Here is a 16080-nt window from a genome sequence, read left to right on the forward strand (position 1 = left end):
CGGGAACAGATTGGGCCATGTCGCCCATGGATAAGGTTCTGCCCAGCGCCGGCCCCACACTCGCCCCATACCAAGACACAACCATTACACCTTGCGTAGCAAACCTGATTAGCCACTTTCGCCGGCCACACAGAATGGCCTTGAGGATTAAACGATGGACGTCACCACTACCCTGAGCCTGGGCGATCCACTGGAACCCGCACGCAAGGCCACCGCGCAGATGCTGCAAGAACGCGAGCGCACTTTCTCGCTGCCGCAGCCGTTTTACTCTGACGAGCGGCTGTTTGATATCGACATGCAGGAAATCTTCCAGAAAGAGTGGTTGATCGCCGGCATGACCTGCGAGATCCCGACCAAGGGCAACTACCTGACCCTGCAAATCGGCAAAAACCCGATCATCGTGATTCGCGGCGCCGAAGGCGTTGTGCACGCGTTTCACAACGTCTGCCGCCACCGTGGTTCACGCCTGTGCACCAGCGAAAAAGGCAAGGTCGCCAAACTGGTTTGCCACTACCACCAGTGGACCTACGAGCTCGACGGTCGCCTGCTGTTCGCCGGCACCGAGATGGGCGCCGACTTCGACATGAAGCAGTACGGCCTCAAGCCGGTGAACGTGAAGACTGCGGGTGGCTACATCTTCATCAGCCTGTCGGAGAACCCGCCAGCCATCGATGACTTCCTGTCGACGCTGAACCATTACATGGAACCGTACGACATGGAGAACACCAAGGTGGCGATTACCACCACCTTGATGGAAAAGGCCAACTGGAAACTGGTGCTGGAAAACAACCGTGAGTGCTACCACTGCAACGCGTCGCACCCGGAATTGCTGAAAACCCTGTTGGAATGGGACGACGTCACCGACCCACGTGCCGATCAGGCATTCAAGGACCACGTCGCGGCCTCCGCCGCTGCCTGGGAAGCCGAGAAGATCCCTTACGCCCACGCCAGCTTCGGCCTGCGTAACCGCATCGTGCGCATGCCACTGCTCAAGGGCACCGTGTCGATGACCATGGACGGTAAACAGGGCTGCGCCAAACTCATGGGCCGTATCAAGAACCCGGACCTGGGCTCGATGCGCATCTTGCACCTGCCGCACTCGTGGAACCACTGCATGGGCGACCACATCATCGTCTTCACGGTGTGGCCGATCAGCGCTCAGGAAACCATGGTCACCACCAAGTGGATCGTGCACAAGGATGCCGTTGAAGGCGTGGACTATGACGTGGAGCGCATGCGCCAGGTCTGGGACGCCACCAACGACCAGGACCGTCGCCTGGCCGAAGAGAACCAGCGCGGCATCAACTCCACCGCTTACCAGCCAGGGCCTTACTCCAAGACGTATGAGTTTGGCGTGGTGAACTTTGTGGACTGGTACAGCGAACGCCTGCTGAACAACCTGGGGGCCGAGCCTGCGCCGTACCTCAAAGGCGTTCCTGTACAAGGCTGACAGCGCTAAAAGCATCGTCGGAACGCCGCCCGGAGCCGGCTCACTCCTACAGGGGAATGTAGGAGTGAGCCTGCTCGCGATGGCACCCTCCCCAACAACACATCCTCCCCCGATATCCCCCCGATTCAGAACTGTACGAAATATGATCTATTCCGTTCAGCACTATGCCCCGCGTGCCTTCCAGCCTTCAGCAAACAAGTTATCCACACCTCCACCCACAGCTATTGGGGACAAGTGTGGTTTTACAGAAAACTTTCTCCACAGAAACTGAAGAAAATCCGTGACTTATCCAGAAGCAGGGTTTTGAACGGCAACTGGTTGTTTTTTGATCTAAAGCTTGTAGATCACGTTTTACGTGGCTTACAGAGGATGGCAAACACCTTATCCACAGAAGCGCCAACAGACTTTGGGGGCAACTTCTGTCGTTCTGTGGAAAACCACTGGAAACCTTGATAAATCGCGGTTTGCGGGCTGTTTACCGGTCGGAATCGATGAATTGGTCGTTTTTTGAACAATCGTATGCAGGCACCGGTTTATAAGGCCTGTAGAGGTTAGCGAACATCTTATCCACAGAAGCGCCAACAGAGATTGGGGGCAAGTATTGGAGCACGCATAACTTTATCCACCGTAAAAAGCCCATAAAAACCGGCACTTAGCCTGGTGGTTTTTTGTACGGAGGCTTGCAGGGCTTGATTTGTGTGGGGTGTAGCGAGGGACGAACACGTTATCCACAGAATCGCCAACAGGGATTGTGGGTAAATCAGATTTTATTCAGACACGAGCGACCGGATTCGGGGTCAAGGTCCATCTCGTAGTCATTGAATGCCCGCCAGCCGAGCAAAATCGAAGGCACGTACTGCCCGTTCAACAACGACGGCGGAATGGTGAAGCCTGGGTAGTATTTGTACTGGATGACCCTGGTGTGGCCGGACAAATCCAATTCGCCCCTGAAGGTCTGATGGCGCGAGTTTTCGGCGACGTTGACAGGAGACTCCCCGGGCCAGGCCGACGTCAGGTAATCAACATTGCCGGTATCGACAATCGCCAGTGTCGCCCGGCGATCCAGGTGTGCGGCAATGGTCAGTCGTTGATTGATGTCCATGCGCCCATAGGTCACCGGCGCATCGCATCGCGCGGGAGGTGCAGCGTTAAGCTCCAGGTTCTTTCTGCTGAGCTTCAAGCGCCCCAACTTGCCGATCAGATCCAGCCCCAGCAAGTTATCCCGGTCGCTGACAAACACCAGGACATTCCTGAATTCGCTCCCGCCGATCGTCAAGGACTCGAAAATACCCAGCTTGGCTGACAGGTCATGTTCGCCATAAAAGGTGCTGTAGCCGTATTGGGAGTCGGTCAGCAAGGTGATGCCCATGCGCTTCGCGGTTTCGCTGTTGACCCGGGTTTGTGGCGCACCGGTGTCCACTATGAAACGCGACGAGACACCGTTGGCCGCTTTGACGCTGATGTAGGGCAGCACTTCGTCCGTGACGTAACCCTCGCTGGGGCGTGGATAAAGCGTCACGACCTCGTGTCGCCGGCTCCTGGTCACGGAAAAGTCGCCGACCGCGCGCAGGGCCGCGATGGATCGAGGGCCAAACATGGAAAAAAGAACGTTGAGCTCGGGATCATTCGCGATGGCCCGGGCATGGCGGTGCTTGATCGCCAGGTAGTAATCAGGCAGTTGATTGGCGACTTTGGCCTCGAACATTCGGGCGTAAACGGACACTGAACAACTGAGATTGCTCTCGGCATCCACAACCTTGGCGCACTGCTGCCGCATCTGTGCCAGGGACGCTTTTTGCCCTTGCGGCGACGCCATCCACTGATAAAAATCCAGATCGGCTGCATGACGTGGCTCGACAGCCGCGGGCTTGGCCGCCGCCATCAAACCCGCAGGCACGCACATCACCGCACAGAGCAACCAGGTCGCACGACGCTGCAACGCCTTCATAGTCAACCCACTCAAAAACGGGTTTCATGATTAAGCGCTGAACGTCTAAAAGCTCCGTAGACCGTGCCGCACCCTTAGACAGCGCACAGCAAAACTGTAGCTCACCGAGCGGTACGGCGAGTGGTCGCCCTTACGGCCGATACATCAGGTAAGCCTCACCCGTGACCCGAATCATCGGGTGGGGCGTGATTTGACAGGTGTCGACGATACGAAAGCCGTGTCGCTCGTAAAACCGGCGGGCGCCGGTGTTCGCAGCGTAGTCGATCAGGCTCAGGCCATTGAGCCCCAACTGATTGGCCCGGTCGTAGGCGTAAGCGAGGAACTGCTTGCCCAGGCCCTGGTTGCGCCACCCCTCGTGCAGCGCCAGGCTGGAGATGTACAGGGTGTCAGGGATTTCCATCGTGGCGTAGGGCGCCAACACCGGGTCAGTCACCGGAGCCGCCAGCGGATCATGGCGCATCACATAGCAGTGCATCATGCCGACGACTTCCCCGTTCGCTTCGGCGATCAGGCAATTCTGATAGGAAAAGTCCACATCGTCGCGGGCATAGCGGATGGCACCAACGTCCAGCAGGTCCTGGCCGGGCTCTGCTATCTGGCTCCAGATGTAATCCGAAGCCCCTTCCGACGAAATCTGGAACAACCGCGCAATCTCCCGCGCATCGCCGCGCCGGGCCAAACGAAACTCAACAGCCATTAACTTCCCCCAACGGACCGCTAGCGGACCACACCTTCTTCAATCAGCAATTTGAGAATGGCTTCAGCCCCCGCTTGCGCCGTAACACCCTTGAGCACTTGCCCACCGCCACCGCTGGCCTTGGCCGTCGCCGCCTTCATGCGATCGGCACCGCTCTTGGCCTTGATCACCTTCAAGCGCTTGGGCCGTGGCTTGGCCGGTTGCAGGGTGGCGACCGCCAGCAAATCATCGTCGACGACTTCCACGTCATCGGCGTGCAACACGCCCCGCCGCGCCGGGCCGTAGGCACTCTGCCGAGGTTTCGGTGCAGCGTTATCCACCGTGGCGAGAAACGGCAGGCGCACTTTCAATCGACGGCGCTGGCCACGGGGCAAAGCCTGAAGCACCAACGCAGAACTGCCATCGATGGACTCCACTTGAGCCAAACCGACCACCAATGGCCAGCCGAGGCTTTCCGCCAACAAAAACGGCAACATGCCCGAGCCTTCACCGGTTTCGGCCTGACTGCCGGTCAGCACGACTTGTGCCCCCGCATCGCGCAAATAGGCGGTCAACGCTGGCAGTGCATCGGCACCTGAAGGCTGCTCAAGCACATGCAATTGTTCCAGCCCCATGCCCAGGTAGGCGCGCAGTGCAGGTTCAGCGACATCGCCGGCATGCAGCACTTGCAGGTTATCCCCAGCCAGTTGCAAGCCCAGCTCCACCGCCCGCGCATCCTGCTCCGCGCGACGTGGCCGGCCGGAGGTCGGGTGGGCGCCGATGGACACCAGGCTGATGATTTTCGTGCTCATAACCCTTTCCTTCCCTTAAGCCGCATCGCGCTTGGCGTCGTTGCGGTAAGCCTCTACCGCGTCGATCAAGGCTTGAAGAATCTCGGCGCTCTCGCCGATCACCGACAGGTCGGCCCGTTTGATCATGTCGCAGCCAGGATCGAGGTTGATTGCCACCACCTTGTCGCAGGCACCGATGCCTTGCAGGTGCTGAATCGCCCCGGAAATCCCCACGGCCACGTAAACCCGCGCGGTCACCCAGGTGCCGGATGCGCCAACCTGACGGTCACGGGCCATGAAGCCATCGTCCACCGCCACACGGGACGCGCCTTCCGTAGCGCCCAACGCCTCGGCCGTCCTGTGGAAAAGTCCCCAGTCCTTGACCCCATTGCCGCCAGAGAAGATGAACTCGGCTTCGGCCATCGGAATTGCCGCCGGGTCCACCGCCACCGCGCCCAGATCTTCGATGCGCGAGAGGCTGCGCACCACGGTTGTGGATAACTCCACCGCCAAGGCTTCGTGACGGGTTTCACTGACCGGTTCGGCACATTCGGCCGCCGCCAGAATCAACCGCGCAACCGGGCGTGCAAGGTCTTGCAAACCAGCACCGGCGCGGCCGATGCATTCCTGATCCTTGACCTGCCAGACCCGCGTGGCCGGGCGTTCGCCCAGTGCGGCGGCAAAACGTCGACCCAGTTCACCACCGCCGCTGCGGCTGTCCGGCAACAGCCAATGACGCGGGCTGAACTGGTTATCCACAGCCCGCAAGCCCTGAACCCGTTGTTCCGGTGCATAACCGCTGAATTCGTCACCTTCCAGCACCAGCAAGCGATCGACGCCCGCCGTGGCAAACGCCGTCTCTTTGTGTTCGCCGAAGACCACGGCCAGTACCGCGCCGTCCTTGCCGGCCAACTGATGCGCCAGGCCCAGCAAGTCGCGGTCGTGGCTGCTCAAGCGACCGCCGACCATGTCCGGCACCACGCTGATGTAGAACGCAGGTGCTGGTACCTGATGCAGCGGCAGTTGCACTTCAACGGCGGCCGAGCGTTTGCTCGCCCCACCCTGTTGAGCGCCGCTGCGGTCAATGCGTTTGATGCCGTTGGGACCGATAAAACCGATGCCATGAGGATTCTTACGGATGACACCGTTCGGCCCCATCCAGCTGTGTTGCGCCGGTTGCATGGCCGCGTGCAGCGGGTGCAAACGGTTACGGGCGATCCATTCGGCGCGTGGGTCGCGGCGGATAATGTCGCTCATCAGTGGGCCTCCGCAGGTTCACGTTGGGCCGGTTTGGTCGGCTTGCTCGGGGCCGCGTCTTCGAGCAACGCGTCTGCCACCAGTTCGGCGATGTCCTTGATCAGCGGCCGGGGTTCGACCACGCCTTCGAGCATCGCAGTGCACTGTGGACAACCCACGGCCACCAGTTCGGCGCCGGTTTCGCGGATGTCTTCCATGCGCATGTCGGGAATACGTTGCTTGCCCGGAATGTCAGTGATCGGTGCACCGCCACCACCGCCGCAGCAGCGCGAGCGGAAACCGGAACGTTGCATCTCTTTCACTTCGATCCCGAGGGCGCGCAGTACTTCACGTGGTGCCTCGTATTCACCGTTGTAGCGGCCGAGGTAGCACGGATCGTGATAGGTCACGCTGTTGCCTTTGTGCTGACCCAGATTCAACGCGCCCGCACCGATGATTTCTGCCATGTAGGTGCTGTGGTGCTGCACCAGGTAGTTGCCGTCGAACGCGTCGTACTCGTTTTTCAGCACGTGGAAGCTGTGCGGGTCGCAGGTGACGATGCGGTTGAAGCTGTATTTGGCCAGGGTCTGGATATTGCGTTTGGCCAATAGCTGGAAGGTCGCTTCGTCGCCCAGGCGTCGGGCTACGTCACCACTGTCGCGCTCTTCGAGACCCAGCACCGCGAAGTCGACTTTCGCCGCTTTCAGCACTTTGACGAAGGCGCGCAAGGTGCGCTGGTTGCGCATGTCGAAGGCACCGTCGCCGACCCAGAACAGCACGTCGACGGATTTCTTCTCGCTCATCAGTGTGAGGTTCAGGTCCGCCGCCCAGTTCATCCGCCCGCCCGGCGCGAAGCCGCCCGGGTTGTCGGTGGCGATCAGGTTTTCCAGGACTTCGGCGCCCTTGTTTGGCGTGGCGCCTTTTTCCAGGGTCAGATGGCGGCGCATGTCGACGATGGCATCGACGTGCTCGATCATCATCGGGCACTCCTCGACGCAGGCGCGGCACGTGGTGCATGACCACAGGGTTTCAGCGTCCACCAGACCGTTGACGATCGGTTGATGCGGATTGCCTGCGTGTTCACCGATGGCTTTGCCTGGATACGGGCTACCGGCGAACTTGGCATCGGTGCCACCGGCCAGACCGACCACCATGTCCTGAATCAGTTTTTTCGGGTTCAGCGGCTGGCCGGCGGCGTAGGCCGGGCACGCGGCTTCGCATTTACCGCACTGCACGCAGGCGTCGAAGCCGAGCAGTTGGTTCCAGGTGAAATCCTTGGGTTTTTCCACGCCCAGCGGCGCGGTCGGGTCGTTCAGGTCCAGCGGTTTCAAACCGGTGGAACGGCCGCCATTAAAACGCTCGGCGCGACGGTGCCAGGCCAGGTGCAGCGCACCAGCGAAGGCGTGCTTCATCGGCCCGCCCCAGGTCATGCCGAAGAACAGTTCCGAAACGCCCCACAACACGCCGACGCCAAGGATCGCAGCGACCAGCCAACCACCGAAGTTTTCCGGAAGGATGCCGGCGACCGGCAGGGTCAACAGGAAGAACGATGCCGAGAACGCCAACAGGCTTTTCGGCAGGCGCATCCACGGGCCTTTGGACAAACGGGCCGGAGGGTTGCGCCGACGCAGGTAGACGAAGATCGCACCGACGAACATCACAGCCGTCATCAGTAACAGCGCATAACCAAGGATGCGGTTATGCAGGCCAAAACCATGAACCAGAATCGCCAGCACAATGGACGCCACTGCACCACCGGCCGTGGCGACGTGGGTGTTGGCGATGTATTTGTCCCGCGCGACGACATGGTGCAAATCGACCATGTAGCGCTTGGGCATGGCGAACAGGCCGCCGATCAGGTCAACTTTCGAAGCCCGGCCCCGACGCCACATAGCCACCCGCCGCAACGCGCCGAGGACAGCAAGGCCCAGGGCTGCGAACAACAGGATTGGAAGAAGGGTGTTCAACATGGTGGAGCTCCCAAAGACCGCAGGGTCTTGCAGGCCAAACTACCTGGATGCCTTGCCCGATTCCCTGTAGGAGCAGAGCTTGCTCGCGATGGCGGTATTTCTACCGCCAAAGATGCATCGGAAACTCCGACGCTATCGCGGGCAAGCCTTGCTCCTACAGGGCTATCCACAAGCTCTTAGAAATCCTTGCACAACCGCAGCGCGTCATAGATCGCCGCGTGGGTGTTGCGCTGGGCCACGCAGTCGCCGATGCGGAACAGCAAATAGCCGTCGCCCGCCTGGCTCAACGAAGGTTGCGGCTTGATCGCGAACAGGGCTTCGATGTCCATCTGGCCTTTGTTACGCGAGCCTTCCTTCAGGGCGTAGTAGATTTCTTCGTCCGGACGCACGCCGTTTTCGACAACAACCTGGTCCACCACCCGCTCCTCTTTGGCGCCGGTGTATTCGTTTTCCAGCACCGCCACCAGCTTGTCGCCTTCGCGGTAGACCTTCTCCAGCATCATGTCGCCGGTCATGATCACTTCTTTCGGGTACATGCTGCGGTAGTAAGTCGGGAACGACGTACCGCCAATGGCCACACCCGGCTTGATATCGTCGGTGACGATCTCGACCTGGCTGCCCTTGTCGGCGAGGAAGTCGGCCGTCGACATCCCGGTGAACTCGCAAATGGTGTCGTAGACCAGCACGTTCTTGCCCGGTGCAACCTTGCCGTCGAGGATGTCCCAACTGCTGACCACCAGACCTTCAGCCGCACCCCAGTGCTCGTTTTGCTCCAGGAATGGATGGCCGCCGACGGCGAGTACCACCACATCCGGACGCAGGTCGAGAATAGTTGCCGCATCGGCCGCCACGCCCAGGCGCAGGTCAACTTTCAACCTCGCTAACTCAAGCTGGAACCAGCGGGTGATACCGGCGATCTGGTCCCGTTGCGGGGCTTTCGAAGCGGTGGTGATCTGCCCGCCGATGAATTCTTTCTTCTCGAACAGGGTCACGTCGTGGCCACGTTCGGCCGACACACGCGCGGCTTCCATCCCGGCAGGGCCGGCACCGACCACCACAACCTTGCGCTTCACACCGGTCGATTTCTCGATGATGTGCGGTACGCCCATGTATTCACGGGAGGTCGCGGCGTTCTGGATGCACAACACATCCAGGCCTTGATACTGACGGTCGATGCAGTAGTTGGCACCGACGCACTGTTTGATCTGGTCGACCTGACCCATTTTGATCTTGGCGATCAGGTGCGGGTCGGCGATGTGGGCGCGGGTCATGCCGACCATGTCCACGTAGCCGCCCTCCAGAATACGGGTCGCCTGGTTCGGGTCCTTGATGTTCTGCGCGTGCAGCACCGGGGCCTTGACCACTTCCTTGATACCGGCCGCCAAGTGCAGGAATGGCTCCGGTGGATAACTCATGTTCGGGATAACGTTGGCCAGGGTGTTGTGGGTGTCGCAACCCGAACCCACCACGCCGATGAAGTCGATCATGCCGGTGTCGTCGTAGTACTTGGCGATCTGCTTCATGTCCTCGTGGGACAAGCCATCCGGGTGGAATTCATCACCGCACAGACGGATGCCGACGCAGAAATCCGGGCCGACTTCAGCCCGCACAGCCTTGATCACTTCCAGACCGAAACGCATGCGGTTCTCGAAGCTGCCGCCCCATTCGTCGGTACGTTTGTTGACCCGCGGGCTCCAGAACTGGTCGATCATGTGCTGATGCACGGCGGACAGCTCGACGCCGTCCAGGCCACCGGCCTTGGCACGCGCGGCGGCGCTGGCGTAGTTGCCGATCACCCGCCAGATTTCTTCCGGTTCGATGGTTTTGCAGGTCGCACGGTGCACCGGCTCGCGGATGCCCGACGGCGACAGCAGGGTTGGCCAATGCTCGCCATCCCAGCGGGAACGGCGGCCCATGTGAGTAATCTGGATCATGATCTTGGCGCCATGCTTGTGCATGGCATCGGCCAGGTTCTGGAAGTGCGGGATGATCCGGTCGTCGGCCAGGTTGACCGACTTCCACCAGCCTTGCGGGCTGTCGATGGCCACACTGGAGGAACCGCCGCAAATCGCCAGGCCGATCCCGCCCTTGGCTTTCTCTTCGTAATACTTGACGTACCGGTCGGTGGTCATGCCGCCGTCGGTGGCATAGACCTCGGCGTGCGCGGTGCTGAGCACGCGGTTACGGATGGTCAGTTTGCCGATCTGGATCGGCTGAAACATTGCTTCGAAAGCCATGGCGGGTTCCTCGACTTACAACGGCTTGACGGTGAACAAACCGTCGTCGTGGCCTTCTTCGGAGCCACCGTAGACTTGCTCGGCAACCGTGCGAATCTTGCTGCCACGGGCCTGCAGAATCTGATCCATGGCACCGGCAAACCAACCGGTGAACATGTAGTCGACCTTGCGCCCGACCTTGCCGTAGACGTAGACGAACGCCGAGTGTTCGAGCTTGACGCTGGCGGTGCCTTTGTCGAGGTCGATGTCCTGGATCTTGAACAGGCCCCAGCCGCGTTGCGACAGGCGTTTCATGTAGTGTTCGAACACCGCGACGCCTTCCAGGCCGTGGCATTCAGCTTCTTTTTCACACCAGTGCCAGGCGGACTTGTAGCCGGCCTTGTAGAGGATTTCGGCGTAGGCTTCGGCGCCCAGCACTTCCTCGATGCCCATGTGGTTGTTGACGAAGAAATGGCGCGGTACGTACAGCATTGGCAGGGCGTCGGAGGTCCAGACACCGGTTTCGCTGTCGACTTCGATTGGCAATTGCGGGGCGATTTTAGCCATGGGTAAAGCTCCAGAATTCAATGTGTTGAGGCGATAGCTAGCCGTAGCAGCTGTCGAGCCTGCGAGGCTGCGTTGGGCTGCGAAGCGGCCCCCGAGGGCGGTCCTTCGGACCGCAACGCAGCCTCGTGCCTCGGCAGCTGCTACAAAGATCGTTGTTTAAAAAGTGGCGTTATTCGCCCCAGACGTCCTTGAGGACGTTCACCCAGTTCTCGCCCATGATCTTGCGCACCACGCGCTCGGAGTGGCCGCGCTTGAGCAGGGTTTCGGTCAGGTTCGGGAACTCGCCCACGGTGCGGATGCCCAGCGGGTTGATGATCTTGCCGAAGCTGGTCAGGCGGCGGGCGTAGCCCTTGTCATGGGTCAGGTATTCGAAGAACTCCTGGCCATGGCCCTGGGTGAAATCGGTGCCGATGCCGATGGCGTCTTCGCCAACGATGTTCATGGTGTATTCGATGGCTTCGGCGTAATCGTCGATGGTCGAATCGATGCCCTTGGCCAGGAACGGCGCGAACATGGTCACGCCAACGAAACCGCCGTGATCGGCGATGAACTTCAGTTCTTCATCGGACTTGTTGCGCGGGTGGATTTTCAGGCCCGACGGCAGGCAGTGCGAGTAGCACACTGGCTTTTTCGATTCGAGGATGACTTCTTCCGACGTCTTGGAGCCGACGTGGGACAGGTCGCACATGACGCCGACGCGGTTCATCTCGGCGACGATTTCACGACCGAAACCCGACAGGCCGCCATCGCGCTCGTAGCAGCCGGTGCCCACCAGGTTCTGGGTGTTGTAGCACATCTGCACAATACCGACGCCGAGCTGCTTGAACACTTCGACATAGCCGATCTGGTCTTCAAACGCGTGAGCATTCTGGAAGCCGAACAGGATGCCGGTCTTGCCTTGCTCCTTGGCTTTACGGATGTCGGCAGTGGTGCGGACCGGGATCACCAGGTCGCTGTTCTCGCGAATCAGCTTCTGGCTGGCGGCGATGTTGTTGACGGTCGCCTGAAAGCCCTCCCACACCGACACGGTGCAGTTGGCCGCGGTCAGACCGCCCTTGCGCATGTCTTCGAACAGTTCACGGTTCCACTTGGCAATAATCAGCCCGTCGATAACGATGCTGTCGGCGTGCAATTCGGCTGGGCTCATCAGGCTGTCCCCTATTAGCGATTCACGCGCCGAATCGTGTGCCGGCGCTTTGGGGCCAGCATATGCCTCGGTGCCTCGGTAGCCGGGTGCAAAAACGACAGAGGGTTTGCCGAAAGCGTCAATCCGCGACAAAGGGTCGCCGCACGGCACGATTGCCCACCTGTTCAAGGGCCTTCGCATGGGCCAGAATTCGCGGCATTACTGAATGCACTACTGGATTGGGGCGGCGGCGCAATGAAATCGATCATCCTGGCTTTGGCACTGATAGCAACCGGCGTACACGCCGCTGAAGAGTCCGACGACAATCCCTGCGACAAAGTCGAAAACGACATCCAGACCCTCGAATGCTCGGCCTTCAGCCGAACCACTGCCGAAGACCTGCTCAAAGAAAACTACCAAGGCCTGACCGAGCGTATGCAAACGGCCTACGGCAAGAACCCGGCACAACTGTCCGACATCAACGCCAAGCTCAAGGCCGCTCAACAACAATGGCTGAAGACCCGAGATGCGGATTGCGCGGTTGAGGCGTTTCCGGCGACCAGCGGTAGCAAGGCGTTCACCATTGCGCAAAATGATTGCGTGGCGCGGATGAGTGACGAGCGGTCGGAGTTTTTGGAGTCGATTGGGCAGGAGTAAAGCCGATCGACTATCGGAAGCTGGCACTCACGCCAGCTTACTGTTCTGACAAACCGCCCTTTCCTACAGGCTGTGCTCACCACACCTACAACACCCTTTTAGCTTGATAAACGAACGCATCAGGCAGGCAACATGCCGACATGGTTCGTTTATTGGCGCCCTGAAAAATATAAGTAAAGATTCGCAAATCTTATAAAAGACTTATATTTTCCCATGAACAGCATTCACTGGACTCGAAAGGCCGTTAAGCAGCTTCTGAAATTGCATTCCGCTCACCAGATCCAGGTTCGTGTGCCGTCACGGTGCTAACCGGCATGCCTGATACAGGCAATGTCAAAGCACTGGTTGGTCATGACTATGCCTATCGACTTCGAGTGGGTAACTATCGAGTCATGTTCGACTGGGATGGCGCAATCAAAGTGGTCAGTATTCAAGAGGTCAAAAAACGTGATGAACGCACCTACTGACGTTCAAATCATCAATGATGCAGAGGGAAACCCTGCTTTCGTGGTCATTCCCTACGCGCAATATGTGGCGCAAAAGATTGAGCCCGATCTGATTCCCCATGAAGTGGTCAGCCGTATCGTCGATGGCGCGACGCCGATTCGCGCATGGCGTGAACATCTGAACCTTACTCAGGATGAAGTGGCCAAACGCATGGGTATCTCCCAACCGGCCTTTGCGCAGCAGGAAACTGTCGCCAACCCCCGCAAGGCTACCCGCGAAAAAATCGCCGCAGCTTTCGGTATCAACGCCGATCAGCTTGAGCTGTAAGCTGCACGCCATCAGCCACTCAAGGAATTCAAATGAACATCTGCGGCATCGAAATCAAAGGCAGCGAAGCGATCATCGCCGTGGCCTCCCTCGACGGTTCGACCCTGAGCCATGTCGCCCTCAACACCAAGAAAATCGCCCTTGAGGATGACGACGAAGCCGCCAACGTCAAAGTGTTTGCGGCACAGGTCGCCTCGTTCGTGCGCGAGAACTCGATTGACCGGATCGCGATCAAGAAGCGCAGCAAGAAAGGCGAGTTCGCGGGCGGGCCGACTACGTTCAAGATCGAGGGCGTTTTCCAGCTGCTGGAGAATTGCGAGGTGACGTTGTTGTCGCCACAGACGATTAATGCGCAGAACAAGAAATTCGACTTCGAACTGCCGGCCACGCTGAACAAGTATCAGCATGAAGCGTTTAAAGCGGCCTGCTCGGCATTGATGAAGAAGTAACGCCCTCCACCGATCGTTCCCACGCTCTGCGTGGTAATGCATCCCGTGACGCTCTGCGTCACATCTCGAAGCGGACGCAGAGCGTCCATGGCGGCGTTCCCACGCAGAGCGTGGGAACGATCATGCCTTGGCGGTACGCCGGTCTTCCCGTGGGCACCGTTCAAACTTCGCCCGATAGCTGCGGGTGAAATACGACGGCGATTCAAACCCGCACGCGATACTCACTTCCAACACGCTCATGTCTGTCTGCCGCAATAACTGCCGGGCTTTCTCCAGCCGCAAGCGCAGGTAGAAATTGCTTGGCGTGTCGTTCAAATGCAGGCGAAACAATCGCTCCAGCTGACGCCGGGTGACTTTGATCGAGTCCGCCAGTTCCAGTGTGCTCAGTGGCGGTTCGCTGTGCTGTTCCATCTCGCCGATAACGTGAACAAGCTTCTTGTTTCGGATGCCATAGCGCGTGGCGACTTCCATGCGCTGGTGGTCTTTACGTGGGCGGATGCGGCCGAGCACGAATTGTTCGCTGACCTGGATCGCCAGTTCCGGGCCGTGGGCCTGGGCGATGAGGTCGAGCATCAGGTCGATGGAGGCGGTGCCGCCCGCCGAGGTGATGCGCCGGCGGTCGATCTCGAACAGTTCCTGAGTCACGCTGAGCTGTGGATAAGATTCCTTGAACGCGTCGATGGCTTCCCAGTGCAGGGTCAGGCGATGGCCTTCGAGCAGGCCGGCCTCGGCGAGAATGAAGCTGCCGGTGTCGATGGCGCCAAGGGTCACGCCTTCGATGTCCAGGCGTCGCAGCCAGTGCTCCAGCGCCGGGGTGGCGAATTTCAGCGGCTCGAAGCCGGCGACCACCAAGAGCGTCGCACCTTTCTTCAGCGGCTCCAGCGCCGCATCGGCGTTGACCGACATGCCGTTGCTGGCCAAAACCGCACCGCCGTCAGCGCTCAGCACATGCCAGCGGTACAGCTCGCCCCGAAAGCGATTGGCAACCCGCAGCGGCTCGATGGCCGAGATAAATCCAATCGCCGAGAAACCCGGCATCAACAAGAAGTAGAAATCCTGGGACATGGAGCGCACTCGATTGGCATATAGCGAGAGGGCGGGCAGCGTGTTGACGTTGATACGCCACTTGCAAGCAGCATTCAAGAGGACAGGTCGCTGCAGTGCAAGAGCTGGTCGCCGTAGTGCGCTTTCATGGGCGTGTTGCTGCGTAACTTGGCATCACCGGCGCATCAGACACCGGAACTCACAATAACGAACTGCCGAGGAACCTGAGATGAAACGACTGATCAGCAGCTGTGTTCTTGCACTCAGCGGTACCGCACTCCTGAGCGCCAGCGTCATGGCCGCCGAACCCGCCTCGTGCCAGAACGTGCGCATGGGCGTAGTGAACTGGACTGATGTCATTGCCACCAGCGCCATGACCCAGGTGCTACTCGATGGCCTCGGCTACAACACCAAACAAACCAGCGCGTCCCAGCAGATTATCTTCGCCGGGATCCGCGATCAGCGCCTGGACCTGTTCCTCGGTTACTGGAACCCGCTGATGACCCAGACCATCACCCCGTTCGTCGATGGCAACCAGGTCAAAGTGCTGCAAGCTCCAAGCCTGAAAGACGCCCGCGCAACCCTCGCCGTACCGACCTACCTCGCCGACAAGGGCCTGAAAACCTTCGCCGACATCGCCAAGTTCGAAAAAGAACTGGGCGGCAAGATCTACGGCATCGAGCCTGGCTCGGGCGCCAACACCCAGATCAAGGCGATGATCGCCAAGAACCAGTTTGGCCTCGGCAAGTTCCAGCTGGTCGAGTCCAGCGAAGCCGGCATGCTCGCGGCGGTGGATCGCGCCGTGCGCCGCAACGAGGCCGTGGTGTTCTTCGGCTGGGCGCCGCACCCGATGAACGTCAACGTGAAGATGACCTACCTCACTGGAAGTGACGACGCCCTGGGCCCGAACGAAGGCATGGCCACGGTCTGGACCGTCACCGCGCCCAAGTACGCCGAACAATGCCCGAACATCGGGCGCCTGCTGAGCAACCTCACCTACTCCGCCGAAGACGAGAGCCGGATGATGCAGCCGCTGCTCGATCACAAAGACGCCTTTGAATCGGCCAAGCAATGGCTGAAAGATCACCCGCAAGACAAACAACGCTGGCTCGAAGGCGTAACTACCTTCGATGGCAAACCGGCGGCTGAAAACCTGCAACTGACCAGCAAGTAAAC

Annotated in this window: 14 protein-coding genes and 1 pseudogene; 6 read left to right on the forward strand and 9 right to left on the reverse strand. The window is 59.7% G+C overall.

The genetic code is table 11. The features are described from left to right. The first annotated feature begins 154 nt into the window (after positions 1-154). Complete coding sequence (gbcA, locus tag C7534_RS09160) at positions 155-1450, forward strand: glycine-betaine demethylase subunit GbcA (RefSeq protein WP_046029875.1); 1296 nt, start codon at positions 155-157, stop codon at positions 1448-1450. Between the two features lie 760 nt (positions 1451-2210). On the opposite strand, the gene C7534_RS09165 is transcribed toward gbcA, so the two are convergent. The 8 genes from C7534_RS09165 to C7534_RS09200 form a co-directional block, all read right to left on the reverse strand. Then, positions 2211-3398, reverse strand: coding sequence for a retropepsin-like aspartic protease (locus C7534_RS09165; protein WP_109785586.1), 1188 nt, complete (start codon positions 3396-3398; stop codon positions 2211-2213). Positions 3399-3528: 130 nt separating this feature from the next. Next, positions 3529-4095: a GNAT family N-acetyltransferase gene (locus C7534_RS09170; protein ID WP_046029871.1), complete on the reverse strand. Its 567-nt coding sequence runs from the start codon at positions 4093-4095 to the stop codon at positions 3529-3531. 20 nt (positions 4096-4115) lie between these two features. Continuing rightward, the gene (gene etfB / locus C7534_RS09175; RefSeq protein WP_077431143.1) at positions 4116-4886 is read right to left on the reverse strand and encodes an electron transfer flavoprotein subunit beta; all 771 of its coding nucleotides are present in this window, start codon (positions 4884-4886) and stop codon (positions 4116-4118) included. Between the two features lie 15 nt (positions 4887-4901). Next, on the reverse strand, positions 4902-6122 hold the full coding sequence (gene etfA / locus C7534_RS09180) for an electron transfer flavoprotein subunit alpha (RefSeq protein ID WP_109785587.1): 1221 nt from the start codon (positions 6120-6122) through the stop codon (positions 4902-4904). Then, positions 6122-8071, reverse strand: coding sequence for a dimethylglycine demethylation protein DgcB (gene dgcB, locus C7534_RS09185; RefSeq protein WP_109785588.1), 1950 nt, complete (start codon positions 8069-8071; stop codon positions 6122-6124). The genes etfA and dgcB overlap by 1 nt, the downstream gene beginning before the upstream one ends. Positions 8072-8247: 176 nt before the next feature. Then, on the reverse strand, positions 8248-10308 hold the full coding sequence (gene dgcA, locus C7534_RS09190; RefSeq protein WP_046052432.1) for a dimethylglycine demethylation protein DgcA: 2061 nt from the start codon (positions 10306-10308) through the stop codon (positions 8248-8250). A 15-nt stretch (positions 10309-10323) separates the two neighbouring features. Then, positions 10324-10854, reverse strand: coding sequence for a DUF5943 domain-containing protein (locus C7534_RS09195; RefSeq protein ID WP_007947752.1), 531 nt, complete (start codon positions 10852-10854; stop codon positions 10324-10326). 169 nt (positions 10855-11023) lie between these two features. Next, the gene (locus tag C7534_RS09200) at positions 11024-12001 is read right to left on the reverse strand and encodes a dipeptidase (RefSeq protein ID WP_046029863.1); all 978 of its coding nucleotides are present in this window, start codon (positions 11999-12001) and stop codon (positions 11024-11026) included. Between the two features lie 234 nt (positions 12002-12235). Between C7534_RS09200 and C7534_RS09205 the strand changes: the two genes are divergently transcribed. The 4 genes and pseudogenes from C7534_RS09205 to C7534_RS09220 all read left to right on the forward strand — a co-directional run bounded on the left by C7534_RS09205 (position 12236) and on the right by C7534_RS09220 (position 13860). Beyond that, complete coding sequence (locus C7534_RS09205; protein ID WP_046029862.1) at positions 12236-12637, forward strand: lysozyme inhibitor LprI family protein; 402 nt, start codon at positions 12236-12238, stop codon at positions 12635-12637. Between the two features lie 213 nt (positions 12638-12850). Further along, positions 12851-13104 (forward strand): annotated as a pseudogene (locus C7534_RS09210) (type II toxin-antitoxin system RelE family toxin). After that, positions 13088-13411 (forward strand): helix-turn-helix domain-containing protein, encoded by a 324-nt coding sequence (locus C7534_RS09215; protein ID WP_109785589.1) that lies wholly within the window; start codon positions 13088-13090, stop codon positions 13409-13411. The pseudogene C7534_RS09210 and the gene C7534_RS09215 overlap by 17 nt, the downstream one beginning before the upstream one ends. A 32-nt stretch (positions 13412-13443) precedes the next feature. Beyond that, positions 13444-13860 carry a DUF3010 family protein gene (locus C7534_RS09220; protein ID WP_046029859.1) on the forward strand — a complete coding sequence of 139 codons (417 nt, stop codon included), beginning with the start codon at positions 13444-13446 and terminating at the stop codon, positions 13858-13860. Between the two features lie 120 nt (positions 13861-13980). Here C7534_RS09220 and C7534_RS09225 read toward each other — a convergent pair whose 3' ends face one another. Further along, entirely contained in the window at positions 13981-14925 is a 945-nt protein-coding gene (locus C7534_RS09225; RefSeq protein ID WP_109785590.1) for a GlxA family transcriptional regulator, read from the reverse strand. Between the two features lie 208 nt (positions 14926-15133). Between C7534_RS09225 and choX the strand changes: the two genes are divergently transcribed. Further along, positions 15134-16078 carry a choline ABC transporter substrate-binding protein gene (gene choX, locus C7534_RS09230; RefSeq protein ID WP_046029855.1) on the forward strand — a complete coding sequence of 315 codons (945 nt, stop codon included), beginning with the start codon at positions 15134-15136 and terminating at the stop codon, positions 16076-16078. Positions 16079-16080: the final 2 nt, after the last annotated feature.

Source organism: Pseudomonas sp. OV226 (assembly GCF_003148705.1).
GTDB lineage: Bacteria > Pseudomonadota > Gammaproteobacteria > Pseudomonadales > Pseudomonadaceae > Aquipseudomonas.